Here is a 21195-nt window from a genome sequence, read left to right on the forward strand (position 1 = left end):
GCAAATTTAAAATATAATTTCTTTTAAATCCAAATAAAAAAGATATTTTTTTTGTTTTAAAATTTTAAACAGGTAAAATTATCTTTATTGAAAAATATATATTTGCTAATTTATTATATATTTGCTAAAATAATATAGTTATGGAAAATACCTGCCCAAAATGTAAGAGCATCAAAGTGGTAAAAAGCGGCATCATCAATGAAAAACAGCGCTTCCACTGCAAAGACTGTCAATATTATTTTACCGTTAAAAAACTGGGGAAACAAATTGACGATTACTATGTCACCAAAGCACTTCAGCTTTATCTGGAGGGTCTAAGCTATCGTGAAATTGAAAGAATTATCGGCGTTTCACACGTTACCATAAGTTCATGGATCAAAAAATACAATATCACAAGGCCTCCCCATTCTGAATTCCATCCTGTTTATAAAATATTAAAGCAAAACGAACTCATTGAATATATCGCGCAGGAAGAAAACATTAAAAACTCAGGAATTATCATTACCCAATTCGCAGATAAGTATATGCTGATTAAATGGGAGCGGTTTAAGAAGTAAGCGTAGTGCATAAGGCGAGGTTTCGGATTACAGGATGCGAAATACAAGGTACAAGATTTAATATAACATTAAATATCAATCACTTGAATCATTTATATTAAAACTCCATAGCCTGAAGTCCGAAAGTTTGGAAAATAATAACTATACTATTACCACTAATATATATTAAATTTTCATAAATAAATTATTAATTACAATTTGGTATTCACAAAAAACAACGCCAAAAATTGATAATTTATGAAAAAATTACTTACATTCATTGGATTAGCTTTAATCAGCAGTTCCGTATACTCACAAGGTTCTCCTGATTATGGCAGTGGCTTAAAACTCAACCTCAACCCCAACGGTGATAAATTCGTCAGATTTATTTTATGGGACCAGTTTTGGGTAAGAAATACTTCCATGAACCCCGGAACTATGGTAGGCGGTGAACCCACCGATAATTCATGGAGTCTGGGAAACAGAAGATTACGTGCTTTAGCCTATGCACAGATCTCAAAAAGATATATGATTCTACTCCATTTCGGTATTAATAATCAGACTTTTATTAATGGCGGTGCTTCAGGTACTTCAGGCACAGGAGGTTATGGCAACGGAAAGAAAACGCAGCTATTTTTTCATGATGCCTGGAATGAATATGCAGTTATTTTACCTGGAGAAGCAGGAAAATTCAGTTTATCTTTAGGGGCAGGGCTTCATTATTACATGGGACTTTCCCGAATGACTATGGCATCCACGCTTAATTTCCTTACATTAGATTCTCCTGTTTTTTCATGGCCTTTAATCGATAACTCAGATCAGTTTGCAAGACAGCTCGGAATGTTTGCTAAAGGAAAGTATGGAAAACTGGAATATCGTTTCAGCTTAAATAAACCCTTCGCTACAGATCTTATTCCTGTGAATGTAACAGATCCTGCAAAAGCCGTGGCAGTGGACAATAACGGAAATCCCAGTTTCTCAAAAGCGGGATATGTTGAGTATCAATTTCTGGATGAAGAGTCCAATACCCTTCCTTTTAAAGTAGGATCTTACCTTGGAACGAAAAAGGTTTTCAATGTAGGTGCCGGCTTTTATCATCAGGCTGACGGAACAAGAACTTCTGTCAATTCAAACATTGAAAAGCATGATATCACTCTTTTTGCAGTAGATGCTTTTGCGGATATTCCTTTGGGCGAAGCAAAAAACAAAATGGCCGTTTCTGCCTATGCCGGATATTATAATTACAATTTCGGACCGAATTATGTAAGAAATCTGGGAACGATGAACATCGGAGCATCAGATCCTAATTTCATCGGCAATAAAGCCATTGCGGGACCGGGAAATCTACAGCCAACCATCGGGACAGGTAATATTATCTACGCACAGGCTGGTTTGCTATTACCAAGCCAGGCAGAAAAGCCAAAAATCAGAATACAGCCTTTCGCTTCTTATACGCACAAAAGTTTTGAGGCTTTTGATAAATCTTCATCCCAGTTTGATGTCGGAGCCAACTGGTTTATAGATGGGCATCATGCTAAAATAACAACACAATATTCAACAAGACCGGTTTATACGAACCCTACGGAAAGCCCTTCTTCAAAAGGAGAATTTATCGTACAGTTTCAAATCTATTTGTAAGACTTAAACCATTAAGAATAATAAAGATTGTAAGATGAATTAGGGATACATTCCCAAAATTCAAATAATTTGACTCTTGTCATTCTGACGAAGGAAGAATCTTACTAACAACCAGTCACACATGAGATTCTTCATTACATTTCATTTCATTCAGAATGACACTTTTGAAATAGTCCCAAAGCATTAAACTTAATTATTTAAAGCCCTTAATGGTTAAAAAATCAAATTAACATCCTATTCTACTAACATCAAAAACTAATCAATATGAGCGAAAATCATCACGAAAGCTACGAAAATATGACCGACAGGCAGAAAAACCGCACCATCTGGAGCGTGATCACTGCCTCATCACTCGGAACATTAATAGAATGGTACGACTTTTACATCTTCGGGAGTTTAGCCGTTGTTTTAGCGACCAAATTTTTCCCTGCGGATAATCCTACCGCAGCATTTTTATCCACCCTGGCTACTTTTGCCGCCGGATTTGTGGTAAGACCTTTCGGAGCATTATTTTTCGGAAGACTGGGAGATCTTATCGGAAGAAAATATACTTTCCTGGTTACATTACTGATTATGGGATTTTCCACTTTCCTGATCGGATGTATTCCAAGCTATGAAACTATTGGATTTCTGGCACCGGTTTTAGTTTTAATTTTAAGATTACTTCAGGGGCTTGCTTTAGGAGGTGAATACGGAGGTGCGGCTACGTATGTAGCAGAATATGCCCAACCTCACCGAAGAGGTTACTGGACCTCATGGATCCAGACTACAGCAACAGCCGGACTTTTCATTTCATTAATCGTTATTCTGATCACCAAAACAACTCTTTCGGCAGAAGAATTTGATACCTGGGGATGGAGAGTTCCTTTCTGGATTTCCATTTTAATGGTGGCTGTATCCTACATTATCAGAAAGAATATGAAAGAATCTCCTCTTTTTGCTAAGGCTAAAAGTGAAGGTAAAACTTCCAAAAACCCTTTAAAAGAAAGTTTCGGAAATAAATACAATTTCAAGTTTGTTCTATTGGCTTTATTCGGGGCTGCCATGGGACAAGGGGTGATCTGGTATACAGGTCAGTTCTATGCAATGAGTTTCCTTCAAAAAGTTATGAATGTAGAATCTGCACAGGTAGATTCACTCATGGCTACCGCTTTGTTTTTAGGAACTCCTTTCTTTGTATTCTTCGGGTGGCTTTCTGATAAAATCGGAAGAAAAGCTGTAATGATGACCGGAATGCTGATCGCTATTTTAGCTTACAGACCTATTTACGACAGCATGTTTAAAAGTGTAAACCTTGAAAATAAAACAGTTGCTGCGAATGGAATTACAGAAAAAAGAACGGCAAAGATCCACAACGATATCGCAACAGACAGTTTAGTAACTTTTCACAAAGAAACTCTTTATACAGATGGAACTTTAATTAAAAAAGACAGCATCGTTCACTGGTCTCCCTCAGGAGTTGTTATGAAAGACGGAAAACCTGAAGAAGCCAAAGTTTCTCAAAGTTTACAATTAAGTGACGACACCAAATGGTATCTGGTATTCCTTGTATTCATTCAAGTGATCTTTGTGACAATGGTTTACGGGCCTATCGCTGCTTTCCTTGTTGAAATGTTCCCTGTGAGAATCCGTTATACCTCAATGTCATTACCTTATCACATCGGAAACGGAGTATTTGGAGGACTTCTTCCGGCAGTGGCTACTTATCTGGTGACTACAGGAAAAGAAGCGGGCCACGAGACATGGTATCTGGAAGGACTCTGGTACCCGATTGGAGTTGCAGGAGTATGTTTGATTATCGGATTATTTTATCTTAAAAATAAGAACAACAATCTTCACGATTAAGCACTGAATCACTCAAATTTTTATTAATTTTAAAACTACTAAAATGAACGGACTAAAAAAAATATTAGGCATTCTCTGGATCGCTATTGCGGTGATTGTAGGCTATTTCGGAATTACGGTATTGGGAATCCCTAAAATCGCATCCGGAAAACAGGAAGATCTGGTTTTTGGGATCATCATTCTCTTTGTACTTATGCCGATTATCTCAGGCGGAATGGCTATTTTCGGATATTATGCATTAAAAGGAGAATATTCCGACGATAAAATTTAAAAGCAAAAAACAGATAATTGATGAATGCAGTCATTCATCAATTATCTTTTATCAAAATCATTTATGAAAAAAAGACACGAACAAAAACTTATCATACTGAGCGTAGGGCTCATGATTGCTTTCAGCATTCCTATTTCACTTCTTTTCAACAGTGACAGGGAAGTTTTGGGCTATCCAATGATCCTTATTTACCTTTTCGTGGTCTGGATGATTTCCATTGTGATTTCTTTTGTAATTGTAAAAAGACATGATGAATAGTTTCGCATTATTTTTTGTCGTTCTGTTTTATCTGGCTCTCCTTTTCTTAGTTGCTCATTTAGCAGAGAAGAAAAGAAGTAAATTATGGATCAATAATCCATATATCTATGCTCTGTCCCTTGCTGTATATTGTACTGCCTGGACGTATTATGGAAGTATTGGCGTGGCAGCTACAAGCGGACTAAACTATCTTCCGATTTATATTGGTCCTATTATGATAATTCCGGCATGGATTTACATCAATACCCGGATTGTAAGGATTTCCAGAGTCAATAAAATAAGCAGCCTTGCCGATTTCATTTCATTAAGATACGGCAACAGCAGAAGCCTGAGTGCTATCATCACTATAGTCTGTCTTCTGGCGATCGTTCCTTATATCGGGCTGCAGATTAAAGCTATTTCTGAAACCTTTCACTTAGTGACAGAAACTCCGATGTCGAAGGATATCCTGACTGATAACGCAACTTTCGTTGTGGTTTTAATCGCCTTATTTTCTTCTTATTACGGAACACGATATGTAGATGCTTCTGAAAAGCGGCTTGGAATTATCTCGGCAATTGCTCTGGAAAGCTTTTTAAAACTGTTTTTTATTATTATTCTCGGATTTTTTGTCATTTATTATGTCTTTGACGGATTCTCAGATATCTATGAGAAAGCCAGTAAGTTTGAGGATTTTAAAGAAAAAAACACCTTCAATGGCATTGAAGGTGCGATGAACTGGATGGTTCTTTGTATGATTTCTGCCACAGCAATCTGCATTTTGCCAAGACAGTTCCACACCGCCATTGTTGAGAACAGACAGGAAAAACATATCAGAACAGCCATTTGGTTTTTCCCGCTTTATCTTTTAATCTTCACTATATTTATTTTCCCGATTGCCTGGGGAGGAAGATTAATTTTTGACGGACAGAAAGTAAACCCTGAGTTCTACTCTATTCTGATTCCACAGCATTTTGACAATACTTTAATTACCGTGTTTGTTTTTCTTGGCGGATTGAGCTCATGTATTTCCATGATTATTATTTCTGCTATTACTCTATCCATCATGCTTTCCAATAATCTCATCATTCCATACGGATTACTGGGAAAATTAAAATCTGAAAATGAAGAAAAAAATACCAGAAGCATTACCAATATCAGAAAGTTCAGCATTTTTGCACTGATCATCATGGCTTTTGCCTTCTATAAATATTTCATCCTGAAAACATCACTGGATTCGGTAGGATTAATCTCATTTGTAGTGATTGCACAATTGGCACCTGCATTTTTCGGAGCTTTATTCTGGAGAAGAGGAAGTTATAAAGGTGCTGTTGCAGGACTTTTAGCCGGATTAGCCATCTGTTATTTCGGGCTGATTATTCCCCAGTATTATTTTTCGTACAATCAGGAATTCAAAGGAGTACTCAGGGAAATGTATAATGCTTTTGGTTTTTTCACCATTCCTTTTTTGGGAAGGATTCCACAGATCTTTTTCTGGTCGATGCTGGTGAACACAAGCTTATTTACAATCGTATCTGTAAGCTCCAAAGGAAATTACCGCGAAAGAAACTTTGCAGAGCTGTATGTAGATATAGACAAGTATATTCAGAATCACGAAAATGCTTTCATCTGGCGCGGAACGGCTTATATTTCGGATATCCAGAACATTCTGGAACGTTTCTTAGGCAAAAATAAAACGGAACAGGCACTAAGAATTTTCAATTTAAAATATAATATTGATTCCAAAACGGAAACTGCTGATTCAAGGTTTATCAAATTCTCAGAAAATCTTTTGGCCGGAAGAATTGGTACTGCCTCCGCAAAAATATTGATAGAAGGGGTAACCAAGGAAGATAAAATATCGTTGAAAGAAGTTTTGAATATCCTTGAAGAATCACAGGAAAATATCAGCTTAAATAAAAAGCTTACCGAACAGTCTGAAGAACTGCAGAAACTTTCTGATGATCTGAGAACAGCCAATGAAAGCCTGATCATCAAAGACCGTCAAAAAGACGACTTTCTGGACTCTGTTGCCCATGAACTGAGAACACCCATCACAGCCATCCGCTCTGCAGGAGAAATTTTAGCCGATGATGATGATATTCCTTTTGACATCAAACAGGAATTTCTGAACAACATCATCACAGAATCCGACAGATTAAGTGAAATCATCAATGATATTCTTTATCTGGACAAATTACAGCATGGTGAAATCTCTTTACATATCCAGGAAAACAATATTGTTGAAACATATAAAAAAGCCTTAAATCCCCTTCTTCATCTTATACAGCAGAAAAACATTCATTTAAGTGAAGTTAATCTTCTGAATCAGTTTATATTTGAATATGATGAAGCGAGAATGATACAACTGTTTCAGAATATCTGGGGGAATGCCTTAAAATTCACAGAAGAACAAGGAACAATTCAGACCAAATTATTAAAAAAAGAGGATCAGCTGACCATCTCCATTTTCAATACCGGAAAGCATATTCCGGAAGAGGATCTGGAAATGATTTTTGACAAGTTTTATCAATCAAAAAATCAGAATATTTTAAAGCCTACCGGAAGCGGACTGGGACTGGCCATTTCCAAAAAAATTGTAGAGGCACACGGAGGAAGAATAAAAGCAGAAAACAGCGGACTGGGCGTAACTTTCACCATCAGCATTCCCGAAAAAACGAAAAAAGAAATTACCAATGAAGTTGAACACCATTAAAACCTTCTTATGAAAAAGATAATCATTGCGGATGACGAACACAAAATATTAATGTCGTTAGAATACAGCTTTAAGAAAAACGGATATGACGTCTATATTGCCCGTGACGGAACAGAAGTCCTTGAATTCCTGAAAACAATGGTACCGGACGTGATTCTTCTCGATATTATGATGCCCAACCTAGATGGTTACAGCACTTTAGATCTTATTAAACAGGACGAAAAACTGAAAGACACCAAAGTGATCTTTCTGAGTGCAAAAAATAATCCCAGAGATATAGAAAAAGGACTGGAAATGGGTGCGGATGCCTATGTCACAAAACCATACTCTATTAAGAAACTGATGCAGCAGATTGAGGAAATGTTTTAAGAGATTGCTTCGCCTTCGGCTCGCAATAACACAACTACTTATCCTTGTCAAGGTTTAAAACCTTGACAAGGATATTAAACGAAACATACAACTATTGACATGGAAACAGATACATTATTTAAACAAAGTATAGAAAACAAAGAAGACTTCTGGAAAAAACAGGCAGAAGAAATCAAATGGTTTGAATTTCCCCAACAAATTCTTTCCCATGGTGAAAACGATTACCCACAGTGGTTTTCAGACGGAAAGCTCAATATGTGTTACTTATGTATTGACAAACACATTGAAGACGGATTTGGAGATCAGGCTGCCATCGTTTATGATTCTCCCGTAACCCATCAAAAGAAAACCTATACTTTCAACCAGGCAAAGGAGGAAATTGCAAAACTGGCGGGCGGATTGGCCTCTTTGGGATTAAAAAAAGGAGACACCGCGGTCATTTATATGCCTATGATTCCACAGACTCTTTTTGCTATGCTTGCATGCGCTAGAATCGGGGTTATTCATAATGTGGTTTTCGGAGGGTTTGCTCCTCATGAGCTTGTTGTAAGAATTGATGACTGTAAACCTAAAGTTTTGATCACCGCTACAGCGGGAGTAGAAATCGCCAGGAGAATTCCTTATCTGCCACTGGTAGAAAAAGCAATTGAACTGGCACAGGATAAAGTAGATAATATTATAGTATACAACAGAAAACTGGTCGATAATAAGGATGAAATGTTTGAAGGGCTAATCGATTATGAAGAATTAGTAGAAAAGTCAGCTCCCGCAGACTGTGTTTCTGTAGAATCAACTCATCCGCTTTACCTTCTTTATACCTCAGGAACTACCGGAAAGCCTAAAGGCATCGTTCGTGATACCGGAGGTTATGCCACGGCATTACAATTCTCAATGACTTACGTCTATGGTGTTGAGCCGGGAGAAACGTATTGGGCTGCTTCAGACTTCGGATGGGCTGTAGGACATAGTTTTTCTGTGTACGGACCATTAATCAACAGAAATACGACTATTATTTTTGAAGGAAAACCAATCATGACTCCTGACGCAGGCACTTTCTGGAGAATTATTTCAGAATATAAAGTCTCTGTAATGTTTACAGCACCTACTGCGATCAGGGCTATAAAAAAAGAAGATCCTAATGGAGAACTGGTAAAAAAATACGATTTAACCCATTTCAAAAAGCAGTTTCTGGCCGGGGAAAGATGTGATGTGGCTACTTTGGACTGGTTTGCAGAACATATCGGCGTTCCGGCAATAGATCATTGGTGGCAGACAGAATCCGGCTGGCCAATGCTTGGATTATTGACTCATGATGAAAATTATCAGATTAAAAGAGCATCCGCAGGGAAACCAATTCCGGGATATGATATTAAAATATTTGATGAAACCGGATTTGAGCTTGATCCTCACCATGAAGGCTATCTGGTGATCAAACTTCCTCTCCCACCCGGCGCGATGCTTGGAATATGGAAAGACTACGCCCGTTTTGAAAGCAGCTATCTGTCTCAGTATAAAGGATATTATTTTTCAGGAGATGGTGCTATTCAGGATGAAGACGGTTATATTTTCATTACGGGAAGAGTGGATGATGTGATCAACGTGGCAGGACACAGGCTTTCCACTTCCGAAATGGAGGAAATTGTTTCCTCGCATCCGGATGTCGCAGAATGCGCTGTGGTAGGTATTGATGACGACTTAAAAGGACAGATTCCTTTTGCCACGGTGGTTTTAAAGAACGGTTCAGCGATCTCTGAAGAAGATATTGAAAAAGACATTATTCAGATGGTTCGCAACAAAATCGGAGCAGTAGCTTTTTTAAAAAATGTAATGGTTGTCAAACGCTTACCCAAAACAAGATCCGGAAAAATTCTAAGAAAGTTGATAAGAACATTGCTTGACGGCAAAGATTTCCAGATCCCGTCCACCATTGATGATGAAAAAATTATTGATGAAATTCAGGGAAAAATTGAGGAATACAGGGCTTAAACCAGAAATTAAACATAAATTTAAAATATAATAAATTCAAATTTCAAAAAACAAAAGGGATATGAGAAATTACCTGATAGAAGATTTACCACAATATTTTGAAGACTATAAAAAGTCTATCAAAAATCCTAAAAAGTTCTGGGATAAGGTAGCGGATCAGAACTTCGTGTGGTACCAAAGATGGAGCAAGGTTGTTAAGTACGACATGAATGAAGCCAAGATTACCTGGTTCAAAAATGCGAAACTCAATATTACCAAAAACTGTATAGACAGACATCTTACCATAAGAGGAGAAAAAACAGCAATCATCTGGGAACCTAATGATCCCAAGGAAGAAGCTCAGCATATTTCCTACCATGAGCTGTATACGCGTGTTAATAAAACAGCCAATATTTTAAGGGATATGGGAATTGAAAAAGGAGACAGAGTCTGCATTTATCTTCCAATGATCCCTGAACTGGCTGTTACGATGCTTGCCTGTGCAAAACTGGGTGCCGTACATTCTGTTATTTTTGCAGGATTTTCAGCTTCAGCAGTTGCATCAAGGGTCAATGACTGTGAAGCCAAAATGGTCATCACATCAGATGGAAGCTACAGAGGAAATAAAGTTCTCGACCTGAAAACGATTGTAGATGATGCGCTTGAAAAAACACCGACAGTTGAGAAAGTTCTTGTTGTAAAGAGAACCCACAACGAAATTACAATGAAAGAAGGAAGAGATTACTGGATGGCCGATCTGTATGAGAAAGCTTCTCCTGATTTCGTTACTGTCATTATGGATTCTGAAGATCCGCTTTTCATTTTATATACTTCCGGATCTACAGGAAAGCCCAAAGGAATGCTTCATACCTGCGCCGGCTATATGGTTTACACCGCTTATACCTTCAAAAATGTTTTTAATTATAAAGAAAATGATATTTACTGGTGTACCGCAGATATCGGATGGATCACCGGACATTCCTACATTCTTTACGGACCATTATTGAATGGAGCTACCACTGTAATTTTCGAAGGAGTTCCTACGTATCCTGAACCAGATCGTTTCTGGGAAGTGATTGAAAAACATAAAATCACTCAGTTTTATACCGCTCCTACCGCTATCCGCTCTTTAGCCAAAGAAAGTACAGAATGGGTAGACAAACATGATTTAAGCTCTCTGAAAGTGATCGGGTCTGTAGGAGAACCTATCAATGATGAAGCCTGGCACTGGTTCAATGATCATGTCGGAAAGAAAAAATGTCCGATCGTAGATACATGGTGGCAGACAGAAACAGGAGGAATTATGATTTCACCACTTCCTTTTGTAACCCCAACCAAACCAACGTATGCTACTCTTCCACTTCCAGGCGTACAGCCAGTTCTGATGGATGATAAACGAAATGAAATCACAGGAAACCAGGTAACCGGAAATCTTTGTATCCGTTTTCCATGGCCGGGAATCGCGAGAACCATCTGGGGCGACCACCAAAGGTATAAAGAAACCTATTTCACCGCATTTCCCGGGAAATACTTTACCGGAGACGGTGCATTGAGGGATGAAGTTGGCTATTACAGAATTACGGGCCGCGTAGATGATGTGATCATTGTTTCAGGGCACAACCTTGGGACAGCACCTATTGAAGACAGTATCAACCAGCATCCGGCTGTTGCAGAATCCGCAATTGTAGGATACCCTCACGATATCAAAGGAAATGCGTTGTACGGCTATGTAATGCTTAAAGAAACCGGAGAAGGCCGTGACAAAGAAAATCTGAAGAAAGAAATTAACCAGCTGATTTCGGATCAGATAGGTCCGATTGCGAAACTGGATAAAATACAGTTTGTTTCCGGACTTCCAAAAACACGTTCTGGAAAGATCATGCGTAGAATATTAAGAAAAATTGCAGAGGGTGACTTCAGTAATTTCGGAGATATCAGTACGCTTTTAAATCCTGAAATTGTAGAGGAGATTAAAAACGAAAGAATTTAAATCTAATCAATTTTTTAACCAATAGAAGCCCTGAAAGTCATTTTCGGGGCTTTTTATTTATAGAACAATAAAAAGAATAAAGCAAATAATCATTCTTAAACATCACCCTTATCTATTAAAAACAGAATATTTATTAACAAATTTTATTGGCTAAAATGCAGTGATAATCAGAAAATTATTAGTAACTTTAAGGGTAACTTAAAACCAATTAACTATGTCACATATATTAGCTGGAGTATTTGATTATCACAGCGACTACAAAAAACTGGAAAGTGATCTGGAAAATTCAGGATTTGAAAACTCAGATTACATGATATACCTTAATGATGGTTCCGGTAATTCCCAATATCTGGCAAGTGTTACTGTAAATGATATCAATCAGATTGACCTTGCACGGAGCGCATTTATTCAGAATGCAGCATTGAAATCGTATCTGTTCGAAAATATGAACATTAATGAAACCAATTATGATACGATTAAAAGGTATATTGATGCAAGAAACAGAGCTGAAATTCATAACAGCCCGGAAATTAAAATCAAAACATCAAGCGATGGTATGAATTCTGAAGTGAAATTCTAATCGATATAAAAATCTAATAACCGAAGATCCGTAGTGTACACTGCGGATCTTTTATGTTTGAAAAAACTAAAAATTTTCGTATTTTCGTCTAATTATAGGCATACGCACAAATGAGCTACGATTTAGAACAAGAGAATAAAGAGATCCTTGCCAGATATAAGGATCTGATTTCTAACACATACAGAACATTGGATGAGGAAAACAATAAGCTCATCCGAAAGGCATTCGATATCGCACTGGATGCCCATAAGGATCAAAGGAGAAAATCCGGAGAACCTTACATCTACCATCCTATTGCTGTTGCTAAAATTGTAGCAACAGAGATTGGCTTGGGTGCTACTTCTATTGCCTGTGCGCTTTTGCACGATGTGATTGAAGATTCTGATTACACTTACGAAGACCTTAAAAAAATATTCGGAGAAAAGATTGCCAATATCGTGAATGGACTGACCAAAATTTCCATCATGAACCACCAGAATATTTCTGTGCAGTCTGAAAACTACAGAAAACTGTTGTTGACATTATCCGAGGATTTCAGGGTGATTCTGATTAAAATTGCAGACCGTCTCCATAATATGAGGACTCTGGAAAGCATGGCTCCGGATAAGCAGAAAAAAATTGCTTCGGAAACAGTGTATATCTATGCTCCCATGGCTCACCGTCTTGGATTGTATAATATTAAATCTGAGCTGGAAGATCTTTCCTTAAAATATAACAGTCCCGAAGTATACAACGAGATCACAGAGAAATTGGAACTGGCCAAGGAAAGCCGTGAAAGATATATCGAAGAATTTAAGAAGGAAGTATCCGAAAGACTTCATGAAGAAGGCTTAAACTTTAAAATCAAAGGCCGTGCTAAAGCTATTTCTTCCATTTACAGAAAGATGCTGAAACAGGGGGTTTCCTTTGAAGAGGTATTTGATAACTACGCCATCAGAATTATTTATAAATCTGATGCGAAAAATGAAAAATTCCTGGCGTGGAAGATCTACTCTATCGTTACGGATGTATACCACAGTAACCCTTCCAGAATGCGTGACTGGATTACGCAGCCCCGTTCCACAGGATACGAAAGTTTACATTTAACCGTTTTAGGACCGGATAAAAAATGGATTGAAGTACAGATCCGTTCCGAAAGAATGGATGAAATTGCTGAAAAAGGAGTTGCTGCACACTATAAATACAAAGAAGGATACAAACAGAGTTCTGATGACAGAAATTTTGAAAGATGGGTAACCGAGATCCGTGAAGTACTTGAACAGCAGCAGAACCTTTCCACTTCGGAACTTTTGGACAATATTAAGCTTAACCTATATTCCAAAGAAGTATTTGTCTTTACGCCAAAAGGAGAAATTAAAATCCTTCCGACTAATGCTACTGCTTTAGATTTTGCCTTCTCTGTTCACTCTGATCTGGGAATGAAATGTCTGGGAGCTAAAATCAACGGAAAACTGGTTCCTATTTCTTACATTCTTCAAAACGGAGATCAGGTAGACATCCTGTCTTCCCAAAACCAGAAACCTAAATCGGATTGGCTGGAATTCGTTGTGACTTCGAAAGCCAAATCCAAAATCAAGGGTTATCTGAACTCTCAGAAAAACCAGCTGGTAGAAGAAGGAAAAGAAATCCTGCAGAGAAAGCTTCGTCATGCGAAAATCAATTTTAATGATGATGAAATTAATAAACTTCAAAAATTCTTTAATTTAAAATCATCTCAGGAGCTCTTCCTTAAATTCCAAAGTAATGAACTGGATGTAAGCAGCCTGAGAAAATATATAGAAAGCAAAAACGTATTCAATAACTTACTTTCAAGATTCAGAAAATCACCTAATAAAAGTCAGCATTTTGAGGACCTTAAAGAGGAAAACCTTGACATGATTGTCTTTGGAAAGGATGAAGAGAAACTTAACTACACCTATGCAAAGTGCTGCACAGTAATTCCGGGAGACAAAATCTTCGGATTTATTACGATCTCAGACGGAATAAAGGTACATAGTGACAACTGTCCGAATGCCATCAATCTGAGAGCACAGTATGATTACCGCGTCATTCCTGCCAAGTGGGTGAATGCGGAAAGCTTCATGAACAGAGTAAAAATTGAAATTGAAGGACTTGACAGAATGGGGATGATTAATGATATCACAACGGTCATCAGTGGAAGTATGGGGATGGATATGAAAAGTATGTCTATTGAATCCAACAATGGTGTTTTCACAGGAAATATCAACCTCGAAGTCAAAAATAAAGGTCAGCTGGAAGAGACCTTTAAAAAACTTAAAAATATTAACGGAGTTTCAAGAGTGAGACGAGTACAATCATAAACATGAATTTATCCCTTTATTTTAAAAATTTTTTCAACAACAGTCAGTCCTCAGGAATTATTCTTATTTTCTGTGTACTGATTTCATTGCTTATTGCCAACTCATCTGCCGCAGAGGACTTTCAGCTTTTTTTAAACCAGAAAGCCGGCACTCATCTTTTTGGATTGGAATATCCTATCAGCATCTGGATCAATGACGGACTGATGGCTGTATTTTTCCTTCTGGTAGGCCTTGAAATAAAACGTGAACTTGTAGAAGGTGAACTTTCATCTTTTAAAAATGCTTCCCTCCCTATTTTTGCAGCCGTTGGCGGAATGCTTGTTCCTGCTGTAATATACAGCATTTTCAATACAGGAACGGAATACAGCAATGGCTGGGGAATTCCTATGGCAACAGATATTGCATTTTCGCTGGCTATCATTTCGATGTTAGGTAAAAAGATTCCTAATTCTATTAAGATATTTTTGGCTGCATTAGCTATTGTAGACGACCTGGGAGCTATTTTAGTAATTGCGATTTTCTATACAGAGCAAATCCACTGGAGCTATCTCCTGTTATCTTTCGGGGTAACAGCCTTACTTTTTATGTTAAACTTTTTAAAAGTAACAAAAACTGTATTTTATATCATTCCGGGATTATTTTTATGGTATTTCCTTCATCATTCCGGAATTCATGCTACGATAGCAGGTGTTGTGCTTGCTTTTTCAATTCCTACGAATGCTTCCAATGTAGAAATCTCACCATTAGAAAAACTGGAGCATCAGCTTCATATCCCGGTAAGTTTTCTGATCATGCCGATATTTGCTTTAACGAATACCAATATCACTTTTTCCAGCGAAATGGTAGCAGGAGTCACAAGCACATTAGGATTGGGAATTATCTGTGGACTGGTATTAGGTAAACTGATTGGTATCAATTTATTTTCATTGATTGCCATCAAATTAAAACTCAGCTCACTGCCTCAAAATAGCAACTGGCTTCAGATGTTTGGTGTAGGATTACTAGCCGGAATCGGGTTTACCATGTCTATTTTTATTGCATTGCTTTCTTTCAAAGGAGAAATTCCGATTCAGGATGAAGCGAAGTTTGCGATCCTGATTGCGTCCTTTATTGCTGCAATTGCCGGATTTACCATACTAAGTGTAAGCTCAAAAGAAGATCCTGAACTGGAGGAGAATTAATCTTTCTTCCGGTTCTCCATTTTTCTTTTGTGTTCCTCATGATTATCAAAGTCCGGTTCAGTAATCTGAGCATGATATCCTGAGGCTTCTTTCCGGATCTCATCAGACAGCAGTTTTTCTATTCTGAGCTTTCTGATCGCCATATTCAGTTCATTCCCGAATAAAAGAAGATATACATTTACATTCACCCAAACCATCAGTAGAATCATACTGCCAATGGAGCCGTAAAGTACATTATATCGTGCAATATCCTTTACATAAATGGCAAAAATATAAGTAGTAGCTACAAACAGTACCGTGGTCAGAATTGCTCCCGGAACCGCCTGCCGGAATCTTGTAATCTTAACAGTTCCCAACCAGTAAAATAGCGTAAGAAGTATAAAATAAAAAAGCGGGAAAGAAACAAATCCGATAATTTTGGATAAGTTATCTACAAGCCATGAAACATCGTAAGCAGGTTTAAAAAGCTTCATTACCACCTCTGTGTAATACACTCCGAAAAGGGTTAAGAAAACGATAGTGATAAAGCCTATGGTGATAAAGAATGAAAGGATAAACTCCTTTACATCACTTAATTTTTCATCTGTATTCTCATTAAACCCATTAATCAGGGAAAATGTACCGTTCGTAGCAAAAACAAGGGCCAGAAGAATGGTCAGGTTGCTGATTCCTTTCATATTCGGAATGATATTGCTTACGATATACCCTTTTACATCTCCTTCCATATTGGATGGAAAAACATTATGCAGCAGCACATCAAAAATATAGAACTGAAGCTCATCATATAGCGGCATATGAGGCAGTACAGAGAGCAAAAAAAGAATAAAAGGAAACAGACTTATGGTAAAGCTCCAGGAAATAGCCGCTGCTTTTCTCCCTATTTTTCCTTTAAAAATCCCGGAGATATAGATCTGAAACATCTGCCAGAGTGATATTCCCAAAACAGGAATATGAATGCTGTCGAAAAACTCTTGAATCTTTAAAATAAATCTGGGAACCTTTACACTCATCGATCTGTTTGTCTTTATACAAAGGTAGGGGAATTAAATTAAATAGGAAAAAGATAGAACGGAATTAGGCTGCAGATGATAGATGTCAGGGGTAGCAGGGATCAGGGAATAGCTATTTCTAAGAAAATATCAGATTCAGGTTATAGACTTATCCCTTGAATTAATACTCGATATTAATCATTAAAAAAGGTATTTATATTCATAACCCTTCGACAGGCTCAGGGTGACAACCTGAATACCAACCGAAGTTTTTCAGACATTGTCAGGCTGAGCCTGTTGAAACTATTATTACTAAAACGGATCGTTGAATCAATTTATTAACCCTTACCTTTAAAGAACTGCCAACAAAATAACCCTGAAATCTCAAAACTTTGAACTTGCCGTATGAAGCCCTATCTTTGCCCTCTGAAACTTCTTACAATGCGAATCAGTTTACTTTGTATCGGTAAAACAGATGATAAAGAAATAGCCTCTTTAATCAATTATTATCTCAACCGTTTACCCAAACACTGGAATTTTGAAATTACAGAAATTCCGGATGTAAAAAATGCCAAAAACCTATCTCCGGACCTTCTTAAAAAAGAAGAAGCCAAGTTATTTGTAAACCATATTGATAAAAACGACCTGGTTGTGATTCTTGATGAAAGGGGAAAACAGTTTACCAGCCGCGAATTTTCCCAGAAAATTGATACCTGGATGAATTCTTCTGTAAAAAAAGTACATATTCTGATTGGAGGAGCTTATGGTTTTTCTGAAGAGGTCTACAGCAGAGCCAATGAGAAAATGTCTTTATCCAAAATGACGTTTACCCATCAGATGATCCGCCTGTTTATTGTAGAACAGCTTTACCGTGCCGACCAGATTCTGCAGGGAAAACCTTATCATAACGATTAAAACAAAAGAGGCTCTCAAGAATGTCATTCTGACAAAGGAAGAATCTCATTATAACCAAAAGTATGGGATTCTTCATTACATTTCTGAACTACGTTCGCAGACTTTCAGTCTGTATTCAGAATGACATTTTTGAGACAAACTCTTTTTTATTTCAGGCTGATCTGCCTCTTTGCTTCACCCACTACAAAAGCAACGGAATTGGCAATATTAAAGCTCCTGATAAGTTTCGACATAGGAATGGTTAAATGATTTTCAAAACGGTCTAAAACCTCTTTACTCAATCCCACACTCTCCTTTCCGAAAACTAACCAATCTCCGTCCTGAAACTCAGTTTCAAGATATGATTTTTCAGCATGTGAACTCATTAAAAACACACGGGACCGATCAGGAATATTTTTAGCCCATTCTTCCACATCTGCATATTCAGAAACATCAAGATGCACCCAGTAATCCAATCCGGAACGCTTCAGGTTTTTATCATTAATTACAAATCCAAAGGGATGAATCAGGTGTAATCTGCTTTCGGTTCCTACACATAATCTTCCGATATTTCCGGTATTATTGGGTATTTCAGGTTCTACAAGAACAATATTCAACATCTCTCTCTATCTCTTTATTCGTTTTTTAGTATGGATTTATTTATATGATCTGGATTGGAATTTTGTAATTTATTTCTTTACACATCTAGCATAAACATCTGTCAGCACTGCTTTTTCATAGCCTAAAGCTACAGCCTTATCAAGATTTTCGCAGGCTTCCTTAATTTTGGAAGTATCGAACAGGATCATTGCTTTGCTCACATAAGATTGTGCAAATTTCGGGTCTATGGAAATTGCTTTATTGGCATCCGTAAGCGCTTCCTTGTATTTTTTCATTTTAAAATAAACATCTGCACGACCATTATAAAGCAATGATTCCGGTTTTTCGGAAAGAAGTTGATTATAATCTTTTAAAGCTCCGTCCAGGTCACCATTATTTTTTTTCAGATTGGCCAGCCCTGTCTTCGCAAAAAGATTATCAGGAGCAAAAGTCAGAATCTGATTAAGATCTTTGATGGCAAGATCCTTTTTTCCCTGACTGTCGTAAATTTTGGAACGGGTAAGATACAGATCCGGAGTTTCAGCATTCACCTGAAGTCCTTTTTCTATATATTCCAGCGCTTTTACCTTATTTCCTTTCTGACTGTAAAGTGATGAAAGATTGGCATAAACAGAAACAGACAAGGGATTGGCTTTCAAAGCAGATTCATAGGATTTAAAAGCCTGAGTGGTCTTTCCAAGCCTTCTCTGAGCTGTACCCAGATAATCGTAATATTCTGATTGAAATTTTTGGATCTGTTCTTTTTCTGCCAGTTTTAAATATTGCTCTTCTGCACATTTATAATCAGCTTTTTGGAAGCATTCTTCAGCCAGTTTTTTATCCTGGGCATAGAAGTTAATTGAGAAACAGAGGGAAGTTACTACCAGTAAAGTTTTTTTCATGAATTTATAGTTTGTTTGTTGATGACTTTTTTGGCGAGTGCACCAAATATCACTCCCAATAAAGATCCAACAAACGCCCCCACCAAAATATCTATCGGGAAATGCACTCCTAAATATATACGGCTGTAGGAAACCACTATAGCCCATACAAATATAGCATATGGAAACCATTTAAGCTTATTTTTTAACAAAATACTTAAAAAGGATGCCAAAAAGAATGTATTGGAAGCATGAGCAGAATAAAACCCAAACTGTCCACCGCATTTCACAATTCTCATATGATGTTCCAGAGTAGGATCATGACAAGGTCTTAACCTCGCCACACCATATTTGAAGACACTGGCTAACTGATCAGAAACCGTTGCTCCAATAGCCAGAAATATAAGGATAAAAACTAATGATCTTAGTTTGTGGTTTTTGTATAAAAAATAAAGAAATATAATATAAAGAGGCACCCAGATCCAGGTACTGGAAATCAGCATCCAGAACTGATCGAAAGATGAATCCCCCAAATTATTAAGGTAAAGAAATACCTTCTTATCTTCCTGAATGATTTCCTCCATGATTATCTGCTTACAGGTCCTTCGTAAGTCTCATCATCTGCAGGTTTCGGTTTTGGAGGCTCATTGGAAGCCACTGAAGAAGGTTCCGTCAGAATATCTTTCTGGATATCATTCATCGGGTTGAAATCCTTTGCAGCATCTTTTACCTTCTCAATCTCACGCTTGATTTCAGAAACAGGATTATCTGTTTCTTTCATGATTTCGGTTTTAATGTCTTCCACTGCCCCACGCATCTTTCTAACGCCTGCACCTAAGTCACGCGCAATCTGAGGCAGTTTATCCGGACCGAATAATACAACGATTGCAATGGCAATGAGTGCCATTTCTCCAATGCTTAATTCCATGTTGTAAAATTACAAAAGATTATTGCATTTATGGACTGTAAACTAAAAATTTAAACAAATTTTAAGATTTTATAAAGTTCTGGGGATTTCAGGTACGAGTTTAATTTGTTGCTGTTTTTTGGGGTGTTGCAAGTTTCGGGTTACTCATAACCTTAAACTTTGAACCTTAAACTCTCAAACTCAGCCCTAATTCCTGCTACCTTTCACCTACTACCTATTAGTTAATAAATATTTAATTCAAAATAATGAGAATTACACAACAATTATGTATATTTATGATACACAACCAAACAAATATTAATTATGAAAAAACTAGTGACTACTTTTAAAGTTTTCGCCGTGCTTTCGGTAATGGCACTTCAAAGCTGCCAGAATGAAAACAATGAAATGAATCAGCAGGAAACGGTTCAGGCTAAGACAGCCATAGATGAGCTGAAAAAAGAGATTACTCCTTCTTCTTCTCAACTTGTTCCTGAAGCAGTACAGCTTCAACTGAATGAATCCACCAAAAATCTTGAAACTTATTTAAAAAATGATTTACAGATTGTGGGAGTGGCTGTATTGGGGAAAATTTCAACCCAACAAGGGGTAGAACTGTCTAAAAAACTGATTACGGATAAAGATCAGTTCATTGCTTCCGGAAATATTATGGATCCATCCTCTGTAAAAATCGGAAAAATTGGAGATTTGTATCATGGTGAGGATTTAACAATCGCCCAACAAGGATTAAAAGAAGCCATCACCGAAGAAGTAAAACCAGGTACCCAGGTTATGGAAGTAACATGGAACGGCAAAAGCGGGAAATTTACCACACTATGTTTTTATGGTGATTCAGGAATCATCTGGGACAATATCTTCGGAGGTCTTGTGATGATGGATACCCGTGGAAATTCAGAAGCATCTAACAATCAGGCTTCAAAAGTGGTTTCTACATGGTATAAACAATGGTGGACAGCTAACTGGCTTTGGGGATCTAAGCGAGGTGAAGCCGGATATCAGATTACCATTTATTATTCAGGGTCTACGGTGTCCAATGCAGATGTAAGTGACTGGGGATATATCAGTTTAGGAAAAGCAAAAAGCGAAAGTAAGATTACCAAAAAAACAGGCGCTTACGGGCAGTGCCGTTATGCACTGGGACTTTGTACTCCTACAGGTTCTTTGAGCTTTAATTCTACTAATTTCTCTGTATCATTCTCCGGATTAGGCAGTAATATTGTAAGTAACGGGACAAAATCCCTTTATCCATAATTT

General features: G+C 37.4%; 19 protein-coding genes. 14 read left to right on the forward strand and 5 right to left on the reverse strand.

The annotated features are described in order from the left end of the window. The first annotated feature begins 140 nt into the window (after window positions 1–140). The 12 genes from C8D70_RS10090 (at window position 141) to nhaA (ending at window position 15649) form a co-directional block, all read left to right on the forward strand. Window positions 141–557 (forward strand): helix-turn-helix domain-containing protein, encoded by a 417-nt coding sequence (locus C8D70_RS10090; protein WP_110367226.1) that lies wholly within the window; start codon window positions 141–143, stop codon window positions 555–557. Between the two features lie 237 nt (window positions 558–794). Further along, window positions 795–2174 (forward strand): porin, encoded by a 1380-nt coding sequence (locus C8D70_RS10095; RefSeq protein ID WP_110367227.1) that lies wholly within the window; start codon window positions 795–797, stop codon window positions 2172–2174. A 264-nt stretch (window positions 2175–2438) separates the two neighbouring features. Further along, entirely contained in the window at window positions 2439–4019 is a 1581-nt protein-coding gene (locus C8D70_RS10100; RefSeq protein WP_110367228.1) for an MFS transporter, read from the forward strand. A gap of 43 nt (window positions 4020–4062) precedes the next feature. Continuing rightward, window positions 4063–4290 carry a DUF6814 family protein gene (locus C8D70_RS10105; RefSeq protein ID WP_034696261.1) on the forward strand — a complete coding sequence of 76 codons (228 nt, stop codon included), beginning with the start codon at window positions 4063–4065 and terminating at the stop codon, window positions 4288–4290. Between the two features lie 63 nt (window positions 4291–4353). Next, window positions 4354–4548: a hypothetical protein gene (locus C8D70_RS10110; RefSeq protein WP_062670711.1), complete on the forward strand. Its 195-nt coding sequence runs from the start codon at window positions 4354–4356 to the stop codon at window positions 4546–4548. Beyond that, complete coding sequence (locus tag C8D70_RS10115) at window positions 4541–7243, forward strand: sensor histidine kinase (protein ID WP_181416123.1); 2703 nt, start codon at window positions 4541–4543, stop codon at window positions 7241–7243. Before C8D70_RS10110 ends, C8D70_RS10115 begins: the two co-directional genes overlap by 8 nt. A gap of 9 nt (window positions 7244–7252) precedes the next feature. Then, a complete protein-coding gene (locus C8D70_RS10120) occupies window positions 7253–7612 on the forward strand; it encodes a response regulator transcription factor (RefSeq protein ID WP_110367230.1) in 360 nt (119 codons plus the stop codon). A 99-nt stretch (window positions 7613–7711) separates the two neighbouring features. Next, on the forward strand, window positions 7712–9598 hold the full coding sequence (locus tag C8D70_RS10125; protein WP_110367231.1) for an AMP-binding protein: 1887 nt from the start codon (window positions 7712–7714) through the stop codon (window positions 9596–9598). 61 nt (window positions 9599–9659) lie between these two features. Next, complete coding sequence (gene acs / locus C8D70_RS10130) at window positions 9660–11567, forward strand: acetate--CoA ligase (protein ID WP_076594304.1); 1908 nt, start codon at window positions 9660–9662, stop codon at window positions 11565–11567. A gap of 214 nt (window positions 11568–11781) precedes the next feature. Further along, window positions 11782–12147: a hypothetical protein gene (locus C8D70_RS10135; RefSeq protein ID WP_076594303.1), complete on the forward strand. Its 366-nt coding sequence runs from the start codon at window positions 11782–11784 to the stop codon at window positions 12145–12147. A 110-nt stretch (window positions 12148–12257) separates the two neighbouring features. Continuing rightward, window positions 12258–14468 carry a RelA/SpoT family protein gene (locus C8D70_RS10140; RefSeq protein WP_110367232.1) on the forward strand — a complete coding sequence of 737 codons (2211 nt, stop codon included), beginning with the start codon at window positions 12258–12260 and terminating at the stop codon, window positions 14466–14468. Window positions 14469–14470: 2 nt separating this feature from the next. Continuing rightward, window positions 14471–15649 carry a Na+/H+ antiporter NhaA gene (gene nhaA, locus C8D70_RS10145; protein WP_076594301.1) on the forward strand — a complete coding sequence of 393 codons (1179 nt, stop codon included), beginning with the start codon at window positions 14471–14473 and terminating at the stop codon, window positions 15647–15649. On the opposite strand, the gene C8D70_RS10150 is transcribed toward nhaA, so the two are convergent. Next, complete coding sequence (locus C8D70_RS10150; protein WP_110367233.1) at window positions 15646–16659, reverse strand: YihY/virulence factor BrkB family protein; 1014 nt, start codon at window positions 16657–16659, stop codon at window positions 15646–15648. The two genes, nhaA and C8D70_RS10150, sit on opposite strands and share 4 nt — an antisense overlap. A gap of 420 nt (window positions 16660–17079) precedes the next feature. On the opposite strand from C8D70_RS10150, the gene C8D70_RS10155 reads away from it, so the two are divergent. After that, window positions 17080–17553 (forward strand): 23S rRNA (pseudouridine(1915)-N(3))-methyltransferase RlmH, encoded by a 474-nt coding sequence (locus C8D70_RS10155; RefSeq protein ID WP_110367234.1) that lies wholly within the window; start codon window positions 17080–17082, stop codon window positions 17551–17553. A gap of 146 nt (window positions 17554–17699) precedes the next feature. Here the strand turns inward: C8D70_RS10155 and C8D70_RS10160 are convergent, their stop codons facing one another. The 4 genes from C8D70_RS10160 to C8D70_RS10175 all read right to left on the reverse strand — a co-directional run bounded on the left by C8D70_RS10160 (window position 17700) and on the right by C8D70_RS10175 (window position 19941). Then, window positions 17700–18152: a tRNA (cytidine(34)-2'-O)-methyltransferase gene (locus C8D70_RS10160; RefSeq protein ID WP_076594298.1), complete on the reverse strand. Its 453-nt coding sequence runs from the start codon at window positions 18150–18152 to the stop codon at window positions 17700–17702. Window positions 18153–18221: 69 nt separating this feature from the next. Beyond that, entirely contained in the window at window positions 18222–19034 is an 813-nt protein-coding gene (locus C8D70_RS10165) for a tetratricopeptide repeat protein (protein ID WP_110367235.1), read from the reverse strand. Then, on the reverse strand, window positions 19031–19597 hold the full coding sequence (locus C8D70_RS10170) for a phosphatase PAP2 family protein (protein WP_076594296.1): 567 nt from the start codon (window positions 19595–19597) through the stop codon (window positions 19031–19033). Before C8D70_RS10170 ends, C8D70_RS10165 begins: the two co-directional genes overlap by 4 nt. Before the next feature lie 2 nt (window positions 19598–19599). Then, window positions 19600–19941 carry a twin-arginine translocase TatA/TatE family subunit gene (locus C8D70_RS10175; RefSeq protein WP_034696279.1) on the reverse strand — a complete coding sequence of 114 codons (342 nt, stop codon included), beginning with the start codon at window positions 19939–19941 and terminating at the stop codon, window positions 19600–19602. A 303-nt stretch (window positions 19942–20244) separates the two neighbouring features. Here C8D70_RS10175 and C8D70_RS10180 point away from each other — a divergent pair, with 303 nt between their 5' ends. Next, the gene (locus tag C8D70_RS10180) at window positions 20245–21192 is read left to right on the forward strand and encodes a hypothetical protein (protein WP_110367236.1); all 948 of its coding nucleotides are present in this window, start codon (window positions 20245–20247) and stop codon (window positions 21190–21192) included. Window positions 21193–21195: the final 3 nt, after the last annotated feature.

It is taken from the genome of Chryseobacterium sp. CBTAP 102 (genome assembly GCF_003201365.1).
Taxonomy (GTDB): domain Bacteria; phylum Bacteroidota; class Bacteroidia; order Flavobacteriales; family Weeksellaceae; genus Chryseobacterium; species Chryseobacterium candidae.

Coding starts and splice junctions, on each gene's coding strand:
- C8D70_RS10090 (WP_110367226.1), top strand. CDS start 141: ATGGAAAATACCTGCCCAAAATGTAAGAGCATCAAAGTGGTAAAAAGC.
- C8D70_RS10095 (WP_110367227.1), top strand. CDS start 795: ATGAAAAAATTACTTACATTCATTGGATTAGCTTTAATCAGCAGTTCC.
- C8D70_RS10100 (WP_110367228.1), top strand. CDS start 2,439: ATGAGCGAAAATCATCACGAAAGCTACGAAAATATGACCGACAGGCAG.
- C8D70_RS10105 (WP_034696261.1), top strand. CDS start 4,063: ATGAACGGACTAAAAAAAATATTAGGCATTCTCTGGATCGCTATTGCG.
- C8D70_RS10110 (WP_062670711.1), top strand. CDS start 4,354: ATGAAAAAAAGACACGAACAAAAACTTATCATACTGAGCGTAGGGCTC.
- C8D70_RS10115 (WP_181416123.1), top strand. CDS start 4,541: ATGAATAGTTTCGCATTATTTTTTGTCGTTCTGTTTTATCTGGCTCTC.
- C8D70_RS10120 (WP_110367230.1), top strand. CDS start 7,253: ATGAAAAAGATAATCATTGCGGATGACGAACACAAAATATTAATGTCG.
- C8D70_RS10125 (WP_110367231.1), top strand. CDS start 7,712: ATGGAAACAGATACATTATTTAAACAAAGTATAGAAAACAAAGAAGAC.
- acs (WP_076594304.1), top strand. CDS start 9,660: ATGAGAAATTACCTGATAGAAGATTTACCACAATATTTTGAAGACTAT.
- C8D70_RS10135 (WP_076594303.1), top strand. CDS start 11,782: ATGTCACATATATTAGCTGGAGTATTTGATTATCACAGCGACTACAAA.
- C8D70_RS10140 (WP_110367232.1), top strand. CDS start 12,258: ATGAGCTACGATTTAGAACAAGAGAATAAAGAGATCCTTGCCAGATAT.
- nhaA (WP_076594301.1), top strand. CDS start 14,471: ATGAATTTATCCCTTTATTTTAAAAATTTTTTCAACAACAGTCAGTCC.
- C8D70_RS10150 (WP_110367233.1), bottom strand. CDS start 16,659: ATGAGTGTAAAGGTTCCCAGATTTATTTTAAAGATTCAAGAGTTTTTC.
- C8D70_RS10155 (WP_110367234.1), top strand. CDS start 17,080: ATGCGAATCAGTTTACTTTGTATCGGTAAAACAGATGATAAAGAAATA.
- C8D70_RS10160 (WP_076594298.1), bottom strand. CDS start 18,152: ATGTTGAATATTGTTCTTGTAGAACCTGAAATACCCAATAATACCGGA.
- C8D70_RS10165 (WP_110367235.1), bottom strand. CDS start 19,034: ATGAAAAAAACTTTACTGGTAGTAACTTCCCTCTGTTTCTCAATTAAC.
- C8D70_RS10170 (WP_076594296.1), bottom strand. CDS start 19,597: ATGGAGGAAATCATTCAGGAAGATAAGAAGGTATTTCTTTACCTTAAT.
- C8D70_RS10175 (WP_034696279.1), bottom strand. CDS start 19,941: ATGGAATTAAGCATTGGAGAAATGGCACTCATTGCCATTGCAATCGTT.
- C8D70_RS10180 (WP_110367236.1), top strand. CDS start 20,245: ATGAAAAAACTAGTGACTACTTTTAAAGTTTTCGCCGTGCTTTCGGTA.